The sequence below is a fragment of the Mucilaginibacter sp. JRF genome (assembly GCF_015223065.1).
In the GTDB taxonomy this organism is placed as follows: domain Bacteria; phylum Bacteroidota; class Bacteroidia; order Sphingobacteriales; family Sphingobacteriaceae; genus Mucilaginibacter.
The window spans coordinates 475012-495173 of sequence record NZ_JADFBY010000004.1 but is presented as its reverse complement, the minus strand read 5'-3'; the positions used below and the strand labels follow the sequence as shown (position 1 = coordinate 495173).

The following is a 20162-nucleotide window of genomic DNA, read 5'->3' as shown; positions in this document are numbered from 1 at the left end:
AGTATGTCGTTTAAGTTTGAGAGTTTGCAGGTTTGGCAAAGAGCGCTTGACCTAACCGTGGAAATTGATAGTTTAACTAAACTTTTTCCTAAAGAAGAACTTTTTATATTGACCTCGCAAATTAAACGTGCTGCCGATTCAGTAGTGCTGAACATTGCCGAAGGTTGTACAGGTCAGACTAATGCTGTGTTTAAAAACTTTTTAAGTTACGCTCTACGCTCGGCTATTGAGGTTGTATCGTGCTTATTTATTGCTAAGAAAAGAGATTTAATATCGAATGATCATTTTGATCGATTGTATAATGAATATCAATCGTTATGTAAAATGATCACTTCACTAAGAAAAACATTATAATACTATGGACCATCGACCATCGTCTATTGACTTAAGAGCCTCCGGCTTCCACTTCCCTGCCGAATGGGCGCCGCATGTGGCTACCTGGCTTAGCTGGCCGCACAAGGAGGCTTCATGGCCGGGTAAGATACAGATGATATACCATCGCTATTGCGAGTTTATTAAGGAGATAGCGGTAGGCGAGTTTGTGCGCATCAACGTGGTGAATAAAGAGATGGAGGCTTTCGCGCAGCAGCAGCTTACTTTGGTGGGTGCTGATCTGAGTAAGATCGAGTTCTTTGAATTCCCTACCAATGATGCCTGGTGCCGTGATCATGGTCCGGCGTTTTTGATCAACCCCGAAACCAAACAAAAGGTAGTGGTTGATTGGGGCTACAATGCGTGGGGAGATAAATATCCTCCGTACGATCTGGACGATGTGATACCTACCCGCATTGCCGAATATTATAATCTGCCGGTATATCACCCTGGCATTGTTATGGAAGGTGGCTCGGTTGATTTTAACGGAAAAGGCACCGTATTAACTACTACGGCTTGCTTGTTGAACCAAAACCGTAATCCGCACCTTAATCAGCAACAAATAGAAGGTTACCTGCAAAACTACTATGGTGTGGAGCAGGTGCTTTGGCTGGGCGATGGCATTATTGGCGACGATACCGACGGCCATATTGACGATATTACCCGCTTTGTGAACGAGGATACCGTAGTTACCGTTGTTGAGGAGAACAGGAACGACGAAAACTACCACATTTTGCAGGAGAACCTGCAAGCCCTTAAAACCATGCGACTGATCAACGGCAAGCAACTGAATATTGTGGAGCTGCCAATGCCCGATCCGGTGATTTATGACGACCAGCGACTGCCTGCATCATACGCCAATTTTTACATTGGCAATGCCGCCGTGGTGGTGCCAACCTACCGTTGCGCTAATGACGATAAGGCATTAGACATACTAACCCAATGCTTCCCCGATCGTAAGGTTGTAGGGGTCGATTCTACCGACATTATATGGGGTTTGGGCAGTTTCCATTGCCTGAGCCAGCAGGAGCCAGATGTAATATAAACAAATGAGGCTGTTGGTAAAGCAGCCTCATTTATAATAACTTTCTAATAAGTCGCTCCCAAAATCCTGATTTTGTAAATTTCTTTACTCCAAACAGCTCTAATCGAATATCTTCAAAAACCAGAGGTATATACCGAACGTAATTGAATGCAACAATCTACCCGTTGTTAAACATTACGTGAAAGTAGCTTTAAACCATAGCAAAATATACCTGCGTATTGCCATCGGCATGCTCTTTATCCTATTAATAGGGTTTAAGATGGTATCGCCTGTGTTTATCGCGGCCTTATCGTACGATAAGGAGATGGCTCCCGGTACTGATACTGACGATAGCGAAAAGAAATCAGAAAGCAGTTCTTCGCTCGAAAAAGAATTCACCCGCCCCTTCAGCCAAACATATTATAATGTGCTTTGGCATAGCAATATAAAACATTGTACCGCCTACAAAGGCAGCTACAAATCATCGTACTACCAAAAAATAACCATACCGCCTCCCGATGGTGTGATGCTTTATTGCTAAAAAATCTTAACCGCGGCATTTCGCCGTATTGTATTTACTTCTAATCTATCTTGAAAAATGAGAACATTCAACTTTTCTTTGAAGAGGCTGGCCATGGTGTGCGCAGCCGCTATTTTACTGATCACGTCATCGTGTTCAAAGGATAATGACATTGACAACCCCGAGGACGGCTCAGTAATAGGTCCCGATTTGGCAGTGTATGCCCTGGCGTCAAACAACACACTGGTGAGTTTCAATGCCAAAAATCCATCATCAGTTACCAAGCAAACCAATATTACAGGCTTGCAAAGTAATGAAACTATTTTGGGTATTGATTTCAGACCGGCTACCGGCGAACTTTATGGCGTAGGTAGCACCAGCCGTATTTATGTTATTAATACCGAGAGCGGCTCGGCACGTGCAATCGGTTCAGCGCCATTTACTCCTGCCATTAATGGTACAGCCGTAGGCTTTGATTTTAACCCGACCGTTGACAGGATTCGCCTGGTAACATCAAGCGGCCAAAACCTGCGCTTACATCCCGAAACCGGTGCAGTGGCATTTACCGATGGAGCCTTAAACGGTGCAGCTAACGCCAGTGTTACAGCCGCTGCCTACACACAAAACAGAGCAGGTGCAACCAGCACCGAACTTTTTGTGATCGACGTAACCAACGATAAGCTTTACAAGCAAGACCCACCAAACGATGGTACCCTTGTTGAAATAGGTAGCCTGGGTGTTAATGTTGAGCAAGCAGGTGGTTTTGACATCAGCCCCGATGGGGAGGCTGCTTTGGCCGCGCTAACTGTTGGCGGTAAAACAAGCTTATACAGCATTAATATAACTACAGGTAGAGCTACCAAAGTACAAAATGACTTAGCAAGAGCCGTAACAGGTTTTGCCATACCTACCGAGCCTGTTGCTTATGCCATCAGCGAAGCTAACGAGCTGGTGATATTTAACCCGATGAGCCCGAGCCCGGTTACCAAGGCTATTACGGGTATAGCAAGCGGCGAGAATATTTTAGGTATTGATTTTCGCCCGGTTAACGGACAGCTTTATGCTTTGGGTAGCACAAACAGATTGTACACACTTAATTTAGCGACAGGCGCAGCAGCGGCAGTAGGCATCCTGCCATTTACCACCTCGCTTTCGGGTACGCAATTTGGGTTTGATTTTAACCCAACGGTTGATCGTATTCGTGTAGTAAGCAACACCGGTCAAAACTTACGCCTCCATCCCGAAACAGGTGCTGTAGCTTTTGTTGATGGTGAGTTATCTCCGGACAGCCCATCAGTAACCGCGGCTGCTTATACCAATAACTTTGCCGGTGCTACATCAACCGTGTTATTTGATATCGATACAGAAAATAATACCCTTTACAAGCAAGATCCACCTAACGATGGTACCTTGGTTAGCGTTGGCGCATTAGGTGTGGATGCCGCGGCTACCAATGGTTTTGATATTGGCAGTACCAGTGGCACAGGCTATGCCTTGCTTAATGTTGATGGTACAACCAAAGTTTATACTATTAACCTAACCACCGGCGCTGCAACCGCAGGCGCAACGGTTACAGGTAACTATAAAGCGTTTAGTTTAGGCTTGGGCTTTTAATTAAATAGCCATAAATAATGAACGCCGGGTAGTGAGTAACTATCCGGCGTTCTTTGTTTTATTATATTAACCGCATGGCCTTAATTTATCTTGTCATCTCGAACGATAGTGAGAGATCTGTCTGCGTTCATAATCAGGCGACAGATTTCTCCTCGTACCTCGATCGAAATGACATTTTTATTTTTAAAGTCTTCCCCTTTGGGGAAGGATTTAGGAGGGGTAATTATTTCAGCACACTTTTCCAGCTAACCATATCGCCAATTATCTTCTCTAGTTGATCGGCGGCTACACGTTCCTGTTGCATGGTATCGCGGTAGCGTATGGTTACGGTATTGTCTTCTAAGGTCTGGTGATCAACCGTGATACAGAAAGGTGTACCAATAGCATCCTGACGGCGGTAGCGTTTACCGATAGCATCCTTCTCCTCGTATTGCACGTTGAAATCAAGTTTCAGCTTATCCATAATTTCGCGGGCCTTTTCAGGTAAACCGTCTTTTTTGGTAAGCGGGAAAATAGCGGCCTTAACCGGTGCCAGTACAGACGGCAGGCGCAGTACGGTGCGGCTATCCTGTTTCTCGTCGGTACTCAGGTCTTCTTCCTCGTAGGCGTTGATCAGTGTAAGCAGGAACATCCTGTCTAAACCTATCGAAGTTTCAATAACGTAAGGTATGTAGTTACCAAACGGCTTGCCTGTTTCAGGGTCAACCTCGGGGTCAAAATATTGCATTTTTTTGCCTGAGTATTGCTGGTGTTGGCTCAGGTCAAAATCGGTGCGGCTGTGTATACCTTCCACCTCTTTAAAACCGAACGGAAAATTGTACTCAATATCAAAGGCGGCATCAGCGTAGTGCGCTAATTTAGTATGCTCGTGGTAACGGTATTTTTCGGCCGGGGTACCCAGGGCAAGGTGCCATTTAAGGCGATTTTCCTTCCAGGTATTGAACCACTCTTTTTGCGTGCCGGGGCGAACAAAGAATTGCATCTCCATTTGCTCAAACTCGCGCATACGGATGATGAACTGACGCGCGATAACCTCGTTACGGAAAGCCTTGCCTATCTGTGCGATACCGAAAGGTATTTTCATACGGCCTGATTTCTGCACGTTCAAGTAGTTCACAAAAATACCTTGAGCGGTTTCAGGGCGCAGATATATAGTTTCAGACTCATCAGCAATAGCGCCAACCTGTGTGCTGAACATCAGGTTGAATTGACGAACGTCTGTCCAATTGCGGGTGCCGCTTACCGGGCAGGCAATTTCCTGCTCAATAATTAACTCTTTAAGGCGAGGCAGATCTTCAGCCTTCAGGGCATCATCCATCGCAGTTTGTAAAGCGGCGGCTTTTTCAGTTTTACCTTCAGCCTCGTATTTTGCGATACGATCTTCCAATAGCTGATCGGCGCGATAACGTTTCTTTGAATCCTTGTTATCGATCATCGGGTCGCTAAAGCCGTCAACGTGTCCGCTGGCTTTCCAGGTGGTAGGGTGCATAAATATGGCGGCATCAATGCCCACAATATTTTCGTGCATTTGCACCATGGCTTTCCACCAGTAGGTTTTAATATTGTTTTTTAACTCCGAGCCATTTTGCCCATAGTCATAAACGGCGCTCAGGCCATCATATATTTCGCTCGACTGGAATACAAAACCGTACTCCTTAGCGTGTGATATTACGTTCTTAAAAAGTTCGTCGGTCGCTTTACTCATAACAGGGCAAAGATACAATTTAAGGTGAAAGCCAAAAGGTAAAAGCGTAAAGGTAAATAGTAGGGTTTCATAAGGTTTGGCGAGTGTGGAGCGAGGGGATTTATACATTTGCGTCATTGCGAGGAACGAAGCAATCCCCGAGTGATTTGTCCACGGGAATATCCTAAAGAGATTGCTTCGTTCCTCGCAATGACGCGTTTTTTAATTAAAATAATCTAAAATAAAAAGCGCGTCGGCCTGGCAGAAAACCGGACCAGTGAGTATGGCCTTGCGGGCGGAAGGTTTTTTCTGCCTTGACTTTATTCACGGGATGTTAATTTTTAAGGTGTTCATGAGATCGCTATCGCTAAGTTTGGTGACTTTGTGTTTAAGACAAAGTAACTGGGGTTTGCGCCCAAGAGCAGACTGACGATTTATTTTTAAGTCCTCCCTCTCGGGGAGGATTTAGGAGGGGGTTCTTTTGTGCAGACAAAAGAAGCAAAAACTGCCGGCTGCGCCCTGCCCGGTGAAAGGATGTGCTTTGGCAGGGCTTGTGTTACTCCGGGCATTTCTGATGCCGGTAGGATAGGTTATTTACGGGTTGTGCTTTTGCTTGATGGAATAATGAATAATACTAATTCCCTCCCAGGGGAGGGCAGGGAGGTGTTCCGCTGACTGTAGCTTTTGCTTCCCCAATCTTGTCATCTCGAACGATAGTGAGAGATCTGCACGCGTTCATAACAAAGCGACAGATTTCTCTTTCGTACTCAATCGATATGACAAGAATTTTTAAAGTACTCTCCTTTAATACATAAAATCGCTATTACAATAGCTTTGCAAGCTGTTGTTCGAGTGCTTTTTCATCTAAGTTTTTGGCCAGCACCTTGCCGTCTTTATCAATAAGGTAATTGGTAGGTACCGCGCTGATGTGGTACATTTTACTTACGTCGCCATTCCAGAATTTCAGGTCAGATACGTGTGTCCAGGTTAAACCGTCTTTTTGTATGGCATTCAACCAGTCATCCTTTTTATGATCTAACGATATGCCTAATATTTTAAAGCCCTTTGCTTTAAATTTATTGTATACCTTAACTAAGCCCGGGTTGTTGGCTCTGCATGGCCCGCACCAACTGGCCCAAAACCCCATCAAAGTAACATTGCCCCGAAAGCTTTTTAATGCTACTTCTTTACCGGCAACATCCTTCAAGCTAAAATCAGGTGCAACTTTGCCGATCAGGTTACTTTGAAATTGATGCCGGTCAATAGCATTGTATACTAAACGGGCACTGGGTAAGGCTTTTATCCTGTCTGTAAAGTTATTGTACAGTAACTCTAGCGCATCATAATTTACAAAAAAGGTGTACGAGTATTCTTGCAGCAGGTGCAAGGCCGTAGGAGAATCAGCATGCGTTTTAATGTACGGAAGCACTACATCATCGTAATGTTTACGGTATGCTTCTGTCGCCAGGTTTTGCATTAGCACAGATAATGAATCTTTCAACTTACCGGTGGCTGATCGTAGCTGTAAATATTTACCTGAATTTTGCCGCCCAAAATTTTCCTGAAACTGGTTAAGCAGCAATTCCATATTATCATAATCTTTTTGATACTGGCTGGCATTCTCAATACGGCTTTTATTTATAAAATTGTTAACGGTTATGTTGAATTCGCCCGGATGTGAAAAGAAAGTATAATAATCGTTATACATCACAATTATGTTATCAGTTGATCGGTTCGGATCTTTTTTAATGCTATCCCGCGGGTAAAATGTTAAATAAGCCCGCCTTGGTTCTTTAAGATAATGCTTAACAGTAAGCCGGTTGTTCTTAATTTCAGGGAACAGCGTTTCGCCGCCAAAACGAACTTTAAAAACTCCGGCGGTGTCTTGAAGTGTAGTTACATCAATATTAAGAGTGATAAAGCCGCTTAAGGAATCGGTTGCCCCGGCTTTAGATTGCGAAAAGGCCGGGCAGCTAAACCAGCATAAGGCAGCCACTACAAAAAATGCTTTTAAGGTTGACATAGGGTTAACAGGTTAGTAATTAAAGATAAGATTTATTGTTAGATGCCCTATTAGCATAAGGTTTAAAGCACAAAAAAATATCTTCAAGATGGTATTCAAGTCCTCCCCCTCGGGGAGGATTTAGGAGGGGTGTTACCTCACCCTTAAATACATCACATGATGCGGCCCGATGCCGGGTACTTCAAACTCGGGAGATATCACCTCAAAGCCGGTATTGAAGTAGAAATTCATGGCTTTTTTGCGGGCGTTGCACCACAGGTAGTTGGCTTGCTGGCCACGCAGGTATACTATGGCAAAGTTCAGTAACTGATTACCCAGGCCTTTACCACGATACTTTTCAACTGTAGCCATGCCGCGTAACTGATAGCCTTTGCCGCTAAACTCACCATAACTTTGCGGGTGAAATGATGCCACGCAGGCCAGCTCATCATCCACGTAATAACCCAGGTGAAAAGCGCCGTCTACCTTATCGGTCGGGAATATGCACTCGTGTAGTTGCAGCTTGCCTTCGCGCAGTACTTCGTTACGTACGGGCAGCAGATCATCAACATGTATAAATTTTATCATGCTTTAAGGGCGTTTATTTTTACAACCAAGTCGGCAAGGCGGCTGGAGTAGCCCATCTCGTTATCGTACCAGCCAACAACCTTTACCAGGCCGCCTACTATGGAGGTTAGTTGCGCGTCAAATATACAACTGTGCGGGTTGTCTAAAATATCGGTTGATACTATCGGGTCTTCGGTATATTCTAAAATATTTTGCATCGGCCCCAATGCAGCCTGTTTAAAAGCGGCGTTGATCTGCTCAACGGTAGTTTCTTTTTTCAGGCTACAGGTAAAATCGGTAAGCGAGCCGTTCAATACTGGCACACGTATGCCTGCGCCACCCAGTTTACCCTCAAGGTGATTGAAAATATTAGTAATGGCCTTTGCCGCGCCGGTAGTTGTAGGTATGATGGATGCGGAAGCCGCCCGTGCACGACGCAGATCCTTATGCGGGGCATCGTGCAGATTTTGGTCGCCCGTCATGGAGTGTACGGTGGTGATGTAGCCATCCACAATACCCCAGTTATCATCCAGTATCTTTACCATGGCAGCTACGTTGTTGGTAGTGCATGATGCATTGGATAAGATAGGCGCCGTCAGATCGATATATTCATCATTAACACCCAGCACCACAGTAGGCACACTTTTATCAGTAGGCGGGGCAGATATTATGACCTGTTTGGCACCGGCCTGCAAATGCTGCTGAGCACCTTGTTGCGAGGTGAATTTGCCGGTCGATTCTACCACGAGGTCAATATCCAATTCTTTCCAGGGAAGTTGCGATGGTTCGCGCTGCGCGAAAACTTTGATGGTTCTTCCGTTGATGATCAGCTCACCATCGGTATGCTCAACCGAGCCCTTAAAGCCACGGTGAACAGAATCGTACTTAAACAGGTGGGCGAGGGTATGGGTATCGGTAAGGTCGTTTATGGCCACTACCTCAATGCCCGGTTTATCTAAAATATTCCTCAGAAAAATGCGGCCTATACGCCCGAATCCGTTTATTGCTATCCTCATGCCCTTGCACTAATAAATTAAGGGCACAAAGGTACATAAACCTGCGTGTGGGATAAGTATATGGTAAGTAAATTTATACCTCACCCCAGCCCTCTCCATAAGGAGAAACCCACCCAACCCTCCCAAAGGGAGGGCTTTAAAAGAATAAAAGCTAAAAAGTCCTCCCCTTTGGGGAGGATATAGGAGGGGTCTACTGGTTAATAGCCAACCACAGCAGATCCTTCAACTTATCGATATTTTTTTGCGCTACCGATGATATGAATACATAAGGTATACCTGCCGGAACCTGTTGCTTCATTTCTTCGGTCAGCTCATCATCCAGCATGTCCGATTTGGTGATGGCCAGTACGCGTGGCTTGTGCATCAGTTCGGGATTGTATTCTTCCAGTTCGTGTTGCAGTATCTGATATTCTTCGGTTATGGTACGTGTAGTATCAGCAGGTATCATGAACAATAACACCGAGTTGCGCTCAATATGGCGCAAAAAGCGGAAACCTAATCCCTTACCTTTTGATGCACCCTCAATAATGCCCGGAATATCAGCCATCACGAATGATTTGCTATCGCGATAGGATACGATGCCCAAGTTAGGTACAATGGTAGTAAAGGCGTAATCAGCAATCTCGGGCTTAGCGGCTGATACTACCGACAGCAGGGTTGATTTACCCGCGTTAGGGAAACCTACCAAACCAACATCGGCCAGTAATTTTAGTTCGAGTATGTTCCAAACTTCCTGCCCCGGCAAGCCCGGCTGTGCAAAGCGTGGTGTTTGCTGCGTGGCCGATTTAAAGTGCCAGTTGCCCTGTCCGCCACGGCCACCCGGTGTAAGCACTTTGGTTTCTCCGTCGTGGGTTATCTCAAATATTACCTCCCCGGTTTCAGCATCCTTGGCAATGGTGCCCAAGGGTACTTCCAATATCTCATCCCTGCCGGTTTTGCCGGTAGATAACGAGCTGCCACCCGGATCGCCGTTGCCGGCTATTACGTGTTTGCGGTATTTAAGGTGCAGCAGCGTCCATAACTGGGCGTTGCCTTTTACAATAACGTGCCCGCCACGGCCGCCATCGCCACCATCGGGCCCACCCTTATCGGTGTGCTTATCGCGGTGTAAATGCGCAGAGCCAGCACCCCCATGCCCCGAACGGCAGCATATCTTCACATAATCAACAAAATTGGAACCCTGCGACATGGCGTTGTAAGTTTTTTTAGTCCGGAAGACCGGAAGTCCGAAAAGACAATAAGTCCGGAAGACCGAAAGATTTACTTACTTTCTGACTTCCGGACTTACCGACATTCGGACTGAATTAATATTTTTCAATTACCGCAACAATGGCGCTGAATATCTCATCTATTGAGCCTATGCCGTTGATGCTGGTAAATTTATCCTGATTTTTATAGTAACCGGCTACCGGTGTTGTTTTATCGTTATACTCTTTAATACGTTTGCGGATGATGGCCGGGTCGGCATCGTCAGGGCGACCTGAATCCTTACCGCGAAGTAAAAGGCGGCGCTCCAACTCGTCATCGTCAACCTCAAGGGCAACCATGCCCGATATAGCTGATGATTTTGACTCCAGCAAGGTATCCAAAGCCTCGGCTTGTGCTACCGTGCGCGGGAAACCATCAAAAATAAAGCCCTTGGCATCTTTGTTCGCATCCAGCTTATTGCTGATCATGCCTATAACTACGGCATCAGGTACTAACAAACCTTCGTCCATTAGTTTTTTGGCCTCTAAACCAAGCTCGGTGCCTTGCGAAATTTCGCCACGCAGCAAATCGCCGGTTGAAAGGTGGATAAGACCATATTTATCGATAAGTTTTTGTGATTGAGTGCCCTTACCTGCGCCGGGAGGGCCGAACAAAACCAAGTTTAGCATGCTGATAAAATTTAAATAGCCTTTCTGTACGATAACGGAAAGGCTATATTAGTATTTGAGTGAACTTGAAGGGAGTCGAACCCCTAACCTTCTCATCCGTAGTGAGATGCTCTATCCAATTGAGCTACAAGTCCGTGTTATTTATCCCCTTTTGATTGGGACTGCAAAAATACGTTTCTTTTTTTTCGATGCAAATTTTTTTGAAAAAATAAGTGGGTAAATATGCTATCTACCTCATATCAAGCCAAATTATTATGCCGTTTGTGTGTTTACCCAATCGTTAAACTCATCAATAGTGTAAAATAACCAGTCCGGATCAAGCGCTTTCAACTCATCGGCATTGGTAGTTGATGCCCAAGCTACCGAAGCGATAGGGATGCCCACCTGCTTGCAATACACAATATCGCTTGGTGCATCGCCCACGTAAATGCTGTTGGCGGCGGTAGCTCCAAGTCGTTCCAAGGCGTGGCGGATTCCGTTCACCTTATCGGGCCCGGCGGGTTTGCCCGTTTCGAGTATATCAAAGTATTGCAGCAAGCCAAATTGCTGTAATGATATTTTGGTGCTATGTGGCCCCTTACCTGTAACCATAGCCAGCTTTATGCCTTTTTGTATGAGCGATGCCAATGCTTCGGCAATTCCTTCAAAGGCGGTAGGGCAGGTGTGATGCAATGCCTCATAATGCTGCAAATAGGCTTTTACGCCGGCTTCCTCATGGTCGGGTATCAGCTGGCGAATAGTGCCTTCTTCAGATGGGCCAAATGTAGCGATGATCTCCGCATCGGTTAATGATTTACCCAGCAGCGGCTCAACACTCTGTTTAAAAGCGGCTATGCACAGCGGCAAGGTATCGGCAATTGTCCCGTCCAGATCGAAGATGATGTTTTGTATTTTCATATATTAGGTAATGATTTAAGTTATATGGCTAAAATCTTTAATTCTTCAATAACATCAGTACTGCAATGAGTCTTAAGTTCTTGATCAATAGATTTCTCGTATTCATCAGAAACTAAATTACTATTAGTTAATTTGATGTTTGCAACAAATTATCAATCAAAGTCCATTCTTCATTTTCAAATAACTGCTTTTGCTCAGCAGTAGCCAATCTTGAAAACATATCACCATCGCCATTATAGTGCTTGTAAATTTCAAGCATTGTTAAGTTTATCATAATCCCCTAAATCATTCCCATCAATTCCTCATCACTAATGATCGGGATATTCAGCTTGTTGGCTTTTTCCAGTTTTGCGGGGCCCATGTTGTCGCCTGCCACCAGATAGTTCAACTTGGCCGATATGCTGCTGAGTATTTTGCCTCCGTTTTGCTCAATAATATCCTTAAGCTCATCGCGCGAGAATTTTTCGAACACGCCGGATATGATAAATGTTTTGCCCGCGAGCTTATCGCTGGCCAGGGTAATCTCCTTTTCCTCAACCACAAATTGCAGCCCCTGGGCTTTCAGTTTTTGTATCTCCTGCTGGTGATCCTCGCTGCTGAAATACTCGATCAGGCTTTGGGCTATGCGGTCGCCAATTTCTTCGGCGGCAATCAGTTCTTCGTGGGTGGCCTTGCTCAGCGCATCGATGTTCTTAAAATGTAGTGCCAGCTTTTTGGCCACCGTAGCGCCCACATAACGTATACCCAAACCGAATAACACCTTTTCAAAAGGCATTTGTTTAGAGCGTTCAATACCATCCAGCATATTGGTGATAGATCTTTCGCCGAAACGGTCCATCTGCTTTAATTCGTCGGCATGTTCGTGCAGGCGGTAAATATCACTTATATGCCGCAGCAGATCTTTTTGATACAAGGTTTCGATAGTTTCATCACCCAAACCATCAATATTCATAGCCTTGCGGTTGATAAAGTGTTGCATTTTACCAACAATTTGTGGAGGGCATCCTTCATCATTAGGACAATAAAAGGCAGCCTCGCCCTCTTTGCGCTCTAAATGTGTACCGCATGCCGGGCAATTGGTAATATACTCAACCGGCACGGCGTTCTGGTGGCGCTTTTCGGTATTTACGCTGATAATCTTCGGGATAATTTCGCCGCCCTTTTCAACGTAAACGCTATCACCCTCGTGCAGGTCAAGCCTGATGATCTCGTTGGCATTATGCAGTGTGGCGCGCTTAACCGTAGTGCCCGCAAGCAATACCGGCTGCAAATTGGCCACAGGTGTAACCGCCCCGGTACGCCCAACCTGATAGCTTACGCTAAGCAGCTCGGTTTCAACACGCTCGGCCTTAAATTTATAGGATATGGCCCAGCGCGGCGATTTAGCCGTAAAGCCCAACTCCTGCTGCTGGCCGTAGTTATTTACTTTTATAACGATGCCATCAATATCATAACTTAGGTTAAAACGCTCGGTATCCCAATGGTTTATAAATTCCAGCACCTGGTCAATATCACCGCAAAGGCGACTATGGTCATTAATATTAAAGCCCCAGCTTTTCAGTGCTTCCAGGCTTTCCCAATGGGTTTTAAACAGGGTTTTATCAGTATATAATCCGTACAGAAAACAATCCAGCGGGCGCTTGGCCACCTCGGCCGAATCCTGCATTTTTACCGTGCCCGATGCAAAGTTGCGCGGGTTGGCATAAGGTACTTCGCCATTTTCAATACGCTCATCGTTAAGGCGTTCAAAGGCCTTGCGGTGCATAAATACTTCGCCGCGTATCTCAAAAAGCTCCGGGAATTCGCCCTTGTTCAGCTTTTTGGGGATGGTATGTATGGTGCGTATATTGGTGGTAACATCATCGCCTTGCACGCCATCGCCGCGGGTTACGGCACGGGCCAGTTTGCCGCCCTCGTAAGTAACACTCATGGATAGGCCGTCGAACTTCAACTCACATACGTACTCAAAATTATCGCCGATTGCTTTGCGTATACGCTGGTCAAAATCAAGCAGTTCCTGCGCGTTGTAGGTATTGCCTAATGATAGCATGGGCCAGCGATGCCTAACGGTAACAAACTCCTTGGTAACCTCGCCACCCACCTTTTGTGTAGGCGAATCAGGGTCGGCAAATTCAGGGTGCTGCTTTTCAAGCTCGGCCAGCTGCTTTAGTTTCTGATCAAAATCATAATCGGCAATGGTGGGCATAGCCAGCACATAGTAGTTGTAGTTGTGTAGTTTAAGCTCGGCAGTAAGCGCTTCTATCTGTTTTTTTACCTCGGTGGTCGACATAGCAACGAAGATACTATTTTGCCCGCCTTTGCTGCAAGCGCATAACATTAAGCAAAAGCGAATCAGCGCCTTAGTTTGATTTTTACTTTTTGTAAAACTTTATAAAGCCGTTAATGTTATTGGTGTGAAAATACAAAAGTGCGTTTTTATTGTGCCGTGGCATAAATATTGCTTTTGGCACACACAATTAATATTATCGTTTACCTTATTATTCAACTTATGAAAAAGATTTTTCTATTAGCCGTAATTGCAATTGTATTCTCAGCTACGCAATCATTCGCGCAACGTTCATCAACCAGCGCGGGTTTAGGTATTGATTTTGGCGACGGCTCAACTCTTGTTGGTCCTACACTAAAACACTTCTTTACCGGTAATGATGCTATACAAGGCGACCTGTTATTTGGCAGCGACGCTGTTTGGTTAGGTGGTTTTTACCAATATCATGAGTCATTTAAAGAAACCAGCGCCTTAAAATGGTATGTAGGTGTTGGTCCCCAATTCGCTTTTGCCGATAATGACCGTGGTACTTTCATCTTTTTACGCCCAATGGCCGGTTTAGATTTTAAAGTACCATCAGCACCTATCAGCATGAGCTTTGACTGGCGCCCAATGTGGCAAATAAACAAAGATTCGGATTTTGAGCCGGCCCGTTTCGGTCTTGGTTTCCGTTATAACTTCTAAGCATTGATCGCTTAAAGAATTTTAGATCCATAAAAAAAAAGCCGCTTATCGCGGCTTTTTTCGTTTTTCAAATTGTTATTTAAGGTGTAGGGTAGGTTAAAATTTTTAGCGGACTAACCTTGCGCATGCGGTAACAATTCATGGCCGTTTCGCCCAGTTGGTTTAATAGTCTGTAATTTACCACAGCACCCACGGCCGCGCCAATAAAGGGTATCAGTTGCGCCATCTTAGCCAAGTCGATATAATCGCGATACTCCTGCTGAAACGCGCGCCAGTCAAACTCATTCTCATCATCGGGCAGGCTTTGGCTGTAGCCCTGCCATGCGGCAAGTTTTTGGTATACCTCGTTGCGCCCCTGCTGGCTGCTAAATGCCAGCTGGAAAATGTAGAGGATATATAAACGCTCCTTATAATCGTGTACATCGTAGCCATAAAGGGCGGCTATCTCAAACAGTAATTTTATTTTTATGCCGATAAGTATCGGGAAATCGGCCAAACCCATCAGTATGCCTCCAGCGCCGGTAACAGCCCCCTCAACAGATGCGGTGCGTTTGTAAAACTCTATCTGCTCCTTAACCTGTACCTCGCGCATTTGCAGTGAGGTATCATTTAAAGGCGCCTTAGTAACATACCGGGCACCGAATAGTACGCCTTTCACCATTTTTTCGATAGCTATGGTTATAGCCGAGTGTACCTTTTCGGGGATGATGTTATTGATCTTGTTTTGTACCCCTTTGGCTATGCGGTTGCCCAGCGAGGGCTTTTTTTGCATGCGATGCTGCCAAAACTCCAATTGTATATAAGCCTGTTCCTCGTACGATGTCATAAAAACTGATAATTTAATGGGTTATAGTTATGACAATTAATATGGCTGGCTTGTTACCAAAAATCTTCAAAAAATCCCCCTCTGCATAAATTACGCAGAGAGGGCATGCCGGCATTTACCAGCTATAGAAAAAACCGAGGTTTAGGTTATTGACGAAACTTGCACCGAAATTGTTAGCCGAACCTTCGTAAAATCCTTTTGATTTTGAGTAGGTATAATAAACATTACCAATGGTTGAGGTTATGCCCAGGTGTTTGGTTGGGTAAAAAACAAAATCAAGACCAATGCGCCCGTTGTAACTATTTGTGTTAGTTACCTGCTCATCCTGAATAGAGTATTTGCTGGTAGATTTATCACGAGAGTAGGTGAACGCAGGGCCGGTACGTATACCTATTTTATCATTAAATAGCACATATTTGCGTAGTTGCACTCCTGCAAAATAACCGTTAACCTTTTGCGAATACTCGGTATCGTTATTATCCTGACTGTTTTTTTGATAGCTATACCCGGCCAATAAACCCAAGTCCAGCTTATCCGCAACAAAATAGCCATAGTTAATGCTGGCGTTGTAAATGTTTAGTTTAACGTCGCTTGATATGTTGGTAATTCCATCAAAATAGTTGTTCTTACTGTCAGATGTTTGGATAGTAAATGAGGCTCCGATGTTTTGAGTTCCCTTTTCGGTTTGGGCAAAGGCAGTTGAGGAAGCAACGCTAAGCAGCATTGCAGCAATGATTTTTTTCATGAAAATTGTGAAGTTTTGTTAAGTTGAAATTGTGTGTTTAATTGTCAGTATGACGGTAGCCGCGAAATATGGTTTAACGGCTTTTTTATGTTTTTTGTAAAGTATTGATTTTGTGCGGGATTGATTTGTGGCGGGGTCTGTTTTTTGGAAGTGATGATTGAGAATTAGGTTTTGAGGAGATAGGAAGCAGTTTTTTAGGTTGTTCGCTAAACCCCTCCCTGCCCTTCCGGGGGAGGGAATTAAAGGAAAGTTTCATTTCGAACGAGGTACGAGGAGAAATCTGTCGCTGGTTATGAAAGCGTGCAGATTTCTCCTTCGTCGAAATGACAAGATGGGATTATATAAAGTAAAACCGCGTCCTTGCGAGGAAAAGCAATCTCTTTAGGATATTCTTCAAGCAAAATCGCTCGAAGATTTCTCCTTTGTCGAAATGAGATGTTTTTTTAAGAGTTTAGTAAAAGTCCTCCCCCTCGGGGAGAATTATTCGCATATTGCTATTTGTTTTTAATGGAGCTCATGAGGGCTACGCCATTTAGGAGGGGCGTAGTTCAGGAGGGGTTATTTCCCCGCAATATACTTACGCACCTCCGGTGCTACCTTAGTTCCATAAAGCTCAATATTCTTCAACACTTGTTTATGTGGTGTATGGCCGGTAACCAGTTGCGCCAGGAAACGGGTGTTTTTGAACATCTCGTATTGCTCTAATATCTTGTCGATAGCGTGTTGTGCATCGCCTACTACTAATGGCCCTTGCTCGCGAAGGTAATTGAATGATTCTCGGTTCATGGGCGACCAGCCACGATCGCGGCCTACGCGGTTCATCACCGCTTCGTACGATGGGTAGAACTCTTTTTTCGCTTCCTCAATAGTATCGGCTACATAAAATTGTGAGCTGATGCCCAATTCCAGTTTGCTTACATCATGCCCTGCTTTCTCTGCCGATTCGCGGTACAATTCAACAAAAGTTATAAAGTGTTTAGGCGCGCTGCCTAAAATGGCAATGATCATGGGTAAACGCAAAGCACCTGCCCGCTTTGCTGATGCAGGCGTACCGCCAACGCCTATCCACACGGGTAGCTGTTGCTGCAATGGCCTCGGGTATATGCCCTGACCTTTTACCGGCGCACGAAATTTACCCTCCCAGTTCAGCTTTTCGGTGCCGTTTATTTTAAGGAGCATGTCCAGTTTTTCGTTGAACAGCTCGTTGTAATCATCCAGATCAAACCCAAACAGCGGGAACGACTCAATGAACGAACCCCGCCCGGCAATGATCTCGGCACGTCCGCCGGATATCAGATCAACCGTGGCGAAATTCTGAAACGTACGCACCGGGTCGGCCGAGCTAAGTACGGTTACCGAGCTGGTGAGCTTTATATTTTTAGTGATAGATGCCGCGGCCGCCATCATAACCTCGGGTGCCGATATTACAAAGTCGGGGCGGTGATGCTCGCCAAAGGCAAAAACATCTAAACCTACCTCATCGGCCAGTTTTACTTCTTCCAACAACTCCTGTACACGCTGATGGGCGTTTACCGCGCCGCCCGCCTTACCATCCGGCGTAACATCGCCAAAGGTGCTTATGCCTAATTCCATTTGTTATTTGTTTACCGGAGCATGATCAGTGGGCCTGAATATCTGTAACTCCTCGCCCTTACCACGTATACGCTGTGCCAGGCGCAGGCTTTGGTCGGATGTGAAGTATTTGTAGGCCCAGTTAATAAATATCTGCAACTTGTTTTTGATGCCCAATATCAGCATTAAATGCAAAAACATCCATATTAACCAGGCAATACGGCCTTTAAAGTGAATTTTTGGCTTTTCCAGATCAACCACAGCCTTGCGCTTGCCAATGGTGGCCATTACGCCTTTGTTGTCAAATTCAAATGGCACCGGCTGATCTCCGGCGGCTATCCTGATCAGGTTTTTACCCAGGTGCTGCCCCTGATCGCCGGCCACGCTGGCCAGTTGTGGGTGACCGTTTGGGTACAGGTCGGTTTCCATATAAGCGATATCGCCAATGGCGTATATATTACCCGAGTTTATTACCTTATTAAACCGGTCAACCTTAATGCGGTTACCCCTGGCCACATTTTCAGGCGGAATACCATCAGGCAGGTTACCGCGTACACCGGCAGCCCAAATCACGGTTTTTACGTTGATTATTTCGCCATTATCTTCCACTATCCGCTCGCCATCAAACTCCTCAACCCCGGCACCAAGCTTAAGCACAATACCCATATTTTCGAGATACTGACGGGCTTCGTTGCTCGATTTTTCGCTCATGTTAGATAGCGGATTCTTATTATGGTCGATGAGGTAAATGTTCATCAAATCCCAGTTCAGTTCCGGGTAATCTTTGGGCAATATGTTCTTACGCATTTCGGCCAGGGCACCGGCAAGCTCTACGCCCGTTGGCCCGGCACCTACAATGGCAATGCTCATTACACGGCTTTTCTCGGCATCATCGGCTGTTTCAAGGGCATCCTCAAAATTGTTGATAATGCGGTTCATCAGCCTCAGTGCCTCAAAGGTGGTCTTCATCGGGAAGGCGTGCGATTGTATTTGATGATTGCCGAAAAAGTTGGTTTGCGTACCGGTGGCTATCACCAGCAAATCGTACTCAAAATTACATATATCAGTAACTACGGTGTTAATTTCGGGCTTTATCTCCTCAACCTCGGCAAAGCGTATACGTACATTTTTGCTATGGTGAAAAACCTTACGTAAGGGGAATGATATGTTGCTGGCCTCTAAGCTGGCGGTAGCAACCTGGTAAAAAAGCGGTTGAAACTGGTGGAATGTTACCTTATCAAGCAACATTATTTCAAAGCCTTTTTTGTTATTTAATTCGCGGGCCAGTTTTAAACCGGCAAAACCTCCGCCTATTATAACTATTTTCATATGGTAAACGGCTTAAATACACTACCACACAAGTTGGCAATAAGTTTTGGTTAATTATGCCAAAATTCAAAAATTGACACCCATTTCATTATAAAATGATAATCAGTCAATATTAACTTTACTTATTCAATTGCCGCAGTTTTGAGCGTATGTAAATGCCTGCCGGTGTGAGGTTCTGTTCTGTCCAGTTTGCTGATACGGATGCACCCGGTTTAAGCAATGCGGTAGTTTCATTTTTATCAGTAACGTTCCAATTAGCCCAGCTTAGTTGATTGTCTTCCATCCACTTTAACCAAACATCTGTTTTAGCCTTATCAAATACCCCATCCCCGGTAGCTTCGCCAACACCCCATTCGGTTACAAAAAGTGGCAGCTTATTCTTTATGGCGATGTTTGCCTTATCACGTAATTGCTGCTGATGGTTTTGGTCTGACGCGTAAAAGTGGAACGAGTAAGCTATATTCTTAAAACCGGTGATCGGGTCGGCAGCGGCTACATCCACATCCTGATCCCACGTTGGGCTTCCTACAATGATCAGGTTATCGGCATCAACCCGGCGTATGGTTTTTATAACTTCAACAGCATAGTTTTTCACTACGCTCCAGCTCACTTTCTCGGGCTCGTTCCATACTTCATATATCACGTTGGGTTTGCCCTTGTACTTTTGTGCCATCAAGGCAAAAAACTGCTTTGCCTTTTCTATATTCTTATCGGCATGATGATCGTGCCAGTCGATTAGTACATAGGCGCCATTCTTGATGGCCTGATCGGTCACCGTTGTTACCAGTTGCACCTGCCGGGCAGAGTCCTGCAAGTAACCACCTTTAGGTTCAACCGCCATTGATACCCGGATAACCGAAGCCTTAAAATCGGCACAAAGCCAATTGATCACATCGGGATTGTAATATTTCTGCCCCTGCCATATACTCCACGACAGGCTGATACCACGAAGCTGTGGCGGATTGCCATGTTCGTTCACTATCCGCCCATCTCGCACACTTAACTTGCCGTTTTTTGTTCCCGGCGTGCTATTGACTTGAGGGTATGCCGACTGTAGCATCAGTATCGACATGGAGATAAGAAGTATAATGACCTTTTTCATCTTTGGCAGATCTAATTAATTGGCTTTAAACAAAAAACCCCTCA

Annotated in this window: 19 protein-coding genes and 1 tRNA gene; 5 read left to right on the top strand and 15 right to left on the bottom strand. The window is 45.2% G+C overall.

The genetic code is table 11. From position 1 onward, the window contains the following. Positions 1-3 precede the first annotated feature (3 nt). The 4 genes from IM792_RS13560 to IM792_RS13545 all read left to right on the top strand — a co-directional run bounded on the left by IM792_RS13560 (position 4) and on the right by IM792_RS13545 (position 3530). Positions 4-354: a four helix bundle protein gene (locus tag IM792_RS13560; RefSeq protein WP_194102403.1), complete on the top strand. Its 351-nt coding sequence runs from the start codon at positions 4-6 to the stop codon at positions 352-354. A gap of 4 nt (positions 355-358) precedes the next feature. Beyond that, positions 359-1417: an agmatine deiminase family protein gene (locus IM792_RS13555; RefSeq protein ID WP_194102402.1), complete on the top strand. Its 1059-nt coding sequence runs from the start codon at positions 359-361 to the stop codon at positions 1415-1417. Positions 1418-1595: 178 nt separating this feature from the next. Further along, on the top strand, positions 1596-1937 hold the full coding sequence (locus tag IM792_RS13550) for a hypothetical protein (protein WP_194102401.1): 342 nt from the start codon (positions 1596-1598) through the stop codon (positions 1935-1937). Between the two features lie 57 nt (positions 1938-1994). Continuing rightward, complete coding sequence (locus tag IM792_RS13545; protein WP_228085081.1) at positions 1995-3530, top strand: DUF4394 domain-containing protein; 1536 nt, start codon at positions 1995-1997, stop codon at positions 3528-3530. 223 nt (positions 3531-3753) lie between these two features. Here the strand turns inward: IM792_RS13545 and IM792_RS13540 are convergent, their stop codons facing one another. From IM792_RS13540 to ligA, 10 genes are all read right to left on the bottom strand, one after another. After that, positions 3754-5235, bottom strand: coding sequence for a glycine--tRNA ligase (locus IM792_RS13540; protein WP_194102400.1), 1482 nt, complete (start codon positions 5233-5235; stop codon positions 3754-3756). 802 nt (positions 5236-6037) lie between these two features. After that, positions 6038-7237: a TlpA disulfide reductase family protein gene (locus IM792_RS13535; protein WP_194102399.1), complete on the bottom strand. Its 1200-nt coding sequence runs from the start codon at positions 7235-7237 to the stop codon at positions 6038-6040. A gap of 132 nt (positions 7238-7369) precedes the next feature. Beyond that, positions 7370-7804, bottom strand: a complete 435-nt coding sequence (locus IM792_RS13530; RefSeq protein ID WP_194102398.1) for a GNAT family N-acetyltransferase — start codon at positions 7802-7804, stop codon at positions 7370-7372. Beyond that, the gene (gene gap / locus IM792_RS13525; RefSeq protein WP_194102397.1) at positions 7801-8799 is read right to left on the bottom strand and encodes a type I glyceraldehyde-3-phosphate dehydrogenase; all 999 of its coding nucleotides are present in this window, start codon (positions 8797-8799) and stop codon (positions 7801-7803) included. The genes IM792_RS13530 and gap overlap by 4 nt, the downstream gene beginning before the upstream one ends. A 190-nt stretch (positions 8800-8989) precedes the next feature. Then, on the bottom strand, positions 8990-9988 hold the full coding sequence (gene obgE, locus IM792_RS13520) for a GTPase ObgE (RefSeq protein WP_194102396.1): 999 nt from the start codon (positions 9986-9988) through the stop codon (positions 8990-8992). Between the two features lie 115 nt (positions 9989-10103). Next, positions 10104-10676 carry an adenylate kinase gene (locus IM792_RS13515; RefSeq protein WP_194102395.1) on the bottom strand — a complete coding sequence of 191 codons (573 nt, stop codon included), beginning with the start codon at positions 10674-10676 and terminating at the stop codon, positions 10104-10106. A gap of 60 nt (positions 10677-10736) precedes the next feature. Then, positions 10737-10810 (bottom strand) — tRNA-Arg (locus tag IM792_RS13510). 118 nt (positions 10811-10928) lie between these two features. Then, positions 10929-11573: an HAD hydrolase-like protein gene (locus IM792_RS13505; protein WP_194102394.1), complete on the bottom strand. Its 645-nt coding sequence runs from the start codon at positions 11571-11573 to the stop codon at positions 10929-10931. A 127-nt stretch (positions 11574-11700) separates the two neighbouring features. Continuing rightward, positions 11701-11832 carry a hypothetical protein gene (locus tag IM792_RS21420; RefSeq protein WP_255521491.1) on the bottom strand — a complete coding sequence of 44 codons (132 nt, stop codon included), beginning with the start codon at positions 11830-11832 and terminating at the stop codon, positions 11701-11703. A 21-nt stretch (positions 11833-11853) separates the two neighbouring features. Beyond that, positions 11854-13863 (bottom strand): NAD-dependent DNA ligase LigA, encoded by a 2010-nt coding sequence (gene ligA, locus IM792_RS13500; RefSeq protein WP_194102393.1) that lies wholly within the window; start codon positions 13861-13863, stop codon positions 11854-11856. 219 nt (positions 13864-14082) lie between these two features. Between ligA and IM792_RS13495 the strand changes: the two genes are divergently transcribed. Then, positions 14083-14544, top strand: coding sequence for a hypothetical protein (locus tag IM792_RS13495; protein ID WP_194102392.1), 462 nt, complete (start codon positions 14083-14085; stop codon positions 14542-14544). 79 nt (positions 14545-14623) lie between these two features. Here IM792_RS13495 and IM792_RS13490 read toward each other — a convergent pair whose 3' ends face one another. From IM792_RS13490 to IM792_RS13470, 5 genes are all read right to left on the bottom strand, one after another. Further along, entirely contained in the window at positions 14624-15370 is a 747-nt protein-coding gene (locus IM792_RS13490; protein WP_194102391.1) for an EcsC family protein, read from the bottom strand. Positions 15371-15485: 115 nt separating this feature from the next. After that, positions 15486-16115, bottom strand: a complete 630-nt coding sequence (locus IM792_RS13485) for an autotransporter outer membrane beta-barrel domain-containing protein (protein ID WP_194102390.1) — start codon at positions 16113-16115, stop codon at positions 15486-15488. A gap of 558 nt (positions 16116-16673) precedes the next feature. Next, a complete protein-coding gene (locus tag IM792_RS13480) occupies positions 16674-17708 on the bottom strand; it encodes an LLM class flavin-dependent oxidoreductase (protein WP_194102389.1) in 1035 nt (344 codons plus the stop codon). A 3-nt stretch (positions 17709-17711) separates the two neighbouring features. Then, entirely contained in the window at positions 17712-19016 is a 1305-nt protein-coding gene (locus tag IM792_RS13475; protein ID WP_194102388.1) for an NAD(P)/FAD-dependent oxidoreductase, read from the bottom strand. Between the two features lie 118 nt (positions 19017-19134). Next, positions 19135-20118, bottom strand: a complete 984-nt coding sequence (locus IM792_RS13470; RefSeq protein WP_194102387.1) for a glycoside hydrolase family 5 protein — start codon at positions 20116-20118, stop codon at positions 19135-19137. Positions 20119-20162 lie beyond the last annotated feature (44 nt).

Coding starts and splice junctions, on each gene's coding strand:
- IM792_RS13560 (WP_194102403.1), top strand. CDS start 4: ATGTCGTTTAAGTTTGAGAGTTTGCAGGTTTGGCAAAGAGCGCTTGAC.
- IM792_RS13555 (WP_194102402.1), top strand. CDS start 359: ATGGACCATCGACCATCGTCTATTGACTTAAGAGCCTCCGGCTTCCAC.
- IM792_RS13545 (WP_228085081.1), top strand. CDS start 1,995: ATGAGAACATTCAACTTTTCTTTGAAGAGGCTGGCCATGGTGTGCGCA.
- IM792_RS13540 (WP_194102400.1), bottom strand. CDS start 5,235: ATGAGTAAAGCGACCGACGAACTTTTTAAGAACGTAATATCACACGCT.
- IM792_RS13535 (WP_194102399.1), bottom strand. CDS start 7,237: ATGTCAACCTTAAAAGCATTTTTTGTAGTGGCTGCCTTATGCTGGTTT.
- IM792_RS13530 (WP_194102398.1), bottom strand. CDS start 7,804: ATGATAAAATTTATACATGTTGATGATCTGCTGCCCGTACGTAACGAA.
- gap (WP_194102397.1), bottom strand. CDS start 8,799: ATGAGGATAGCAATAAACGGATTCGGGCGTATAGGCCGCATTTTTCTG.
- obgE (WP_194102396.1), bottom strand. CDS start 9,988: ATGTCGCAGGGTTCCAATTTTGTTGATTATGTGAAGATATGCTGCCGT.
- IM792_RS13515 (WP_194102395.1), bottom strand. CDS start 10,676: ATGCTAAACTTGGTTTTGTTCGGCCCTCCCGGCGCAGGTAAGGGCACT.
- IM792_RS13505 (WP_194102394.1), bottom strand. CDS start 11,573: ATGAAAATACAAAACATCATCTTCGATCTGGACGGGACAATTGCCGAT.
- IM792_RS21420 (WP_255521491.1), bottom strand. CDS start 11,832: ATGCTTGAAATTTACAAGCACTATAATGGCGATGGTGATATGTTTTCA.
- ligA (WP_194102393.1), bottom strand. CDS start 13,863: ATGTCGACCACCGAGGTAAAAAAACAGATAGAAGCGCTTACTGCCGAG.
- IM792_RS13495 (WP_194102392.1), top strand. CDS start 14,083: ATGAAAAAGATTTTTCTATTAGCCGTAATTGCAATTGTATTCTCAGCT.
- IM792_RS13490 (WP_194102391.1), bottom strand. CDS start 15,370: ATGACATCGTACGAGGAACAGGCTTATATACAATTGGAGTTTTGGCAG.
- IM792_RS13485 (WP_194102390.1), bottom strand. CDS start 16,115: ATGAAAAAAATCATTGCTGCAATGCTGCTTAGCGTTGCTTCCTCAACT.
- IM792_RS13480 (WP_194102389.1), bottom strand. CDS start 17,708: ATGGAATTAGGCATAAGCACCTTTGGCGATGTTACGCCGGATGGTAAG.
- IM792_RS13475 (WP_194102388.1), bottom strand. CDS start 19,016: ATGAAAATAGTTATAATAGGCGGAGGTTTTGCCGGTTTAAAACTGGCC.
- IM792_RS13470 (WP_194102387.1), bottom strand. CDS start 20,118: ATGAAAAAGGTCATTATACTTCTTATCTCCATGTCGATACTGATGCTA.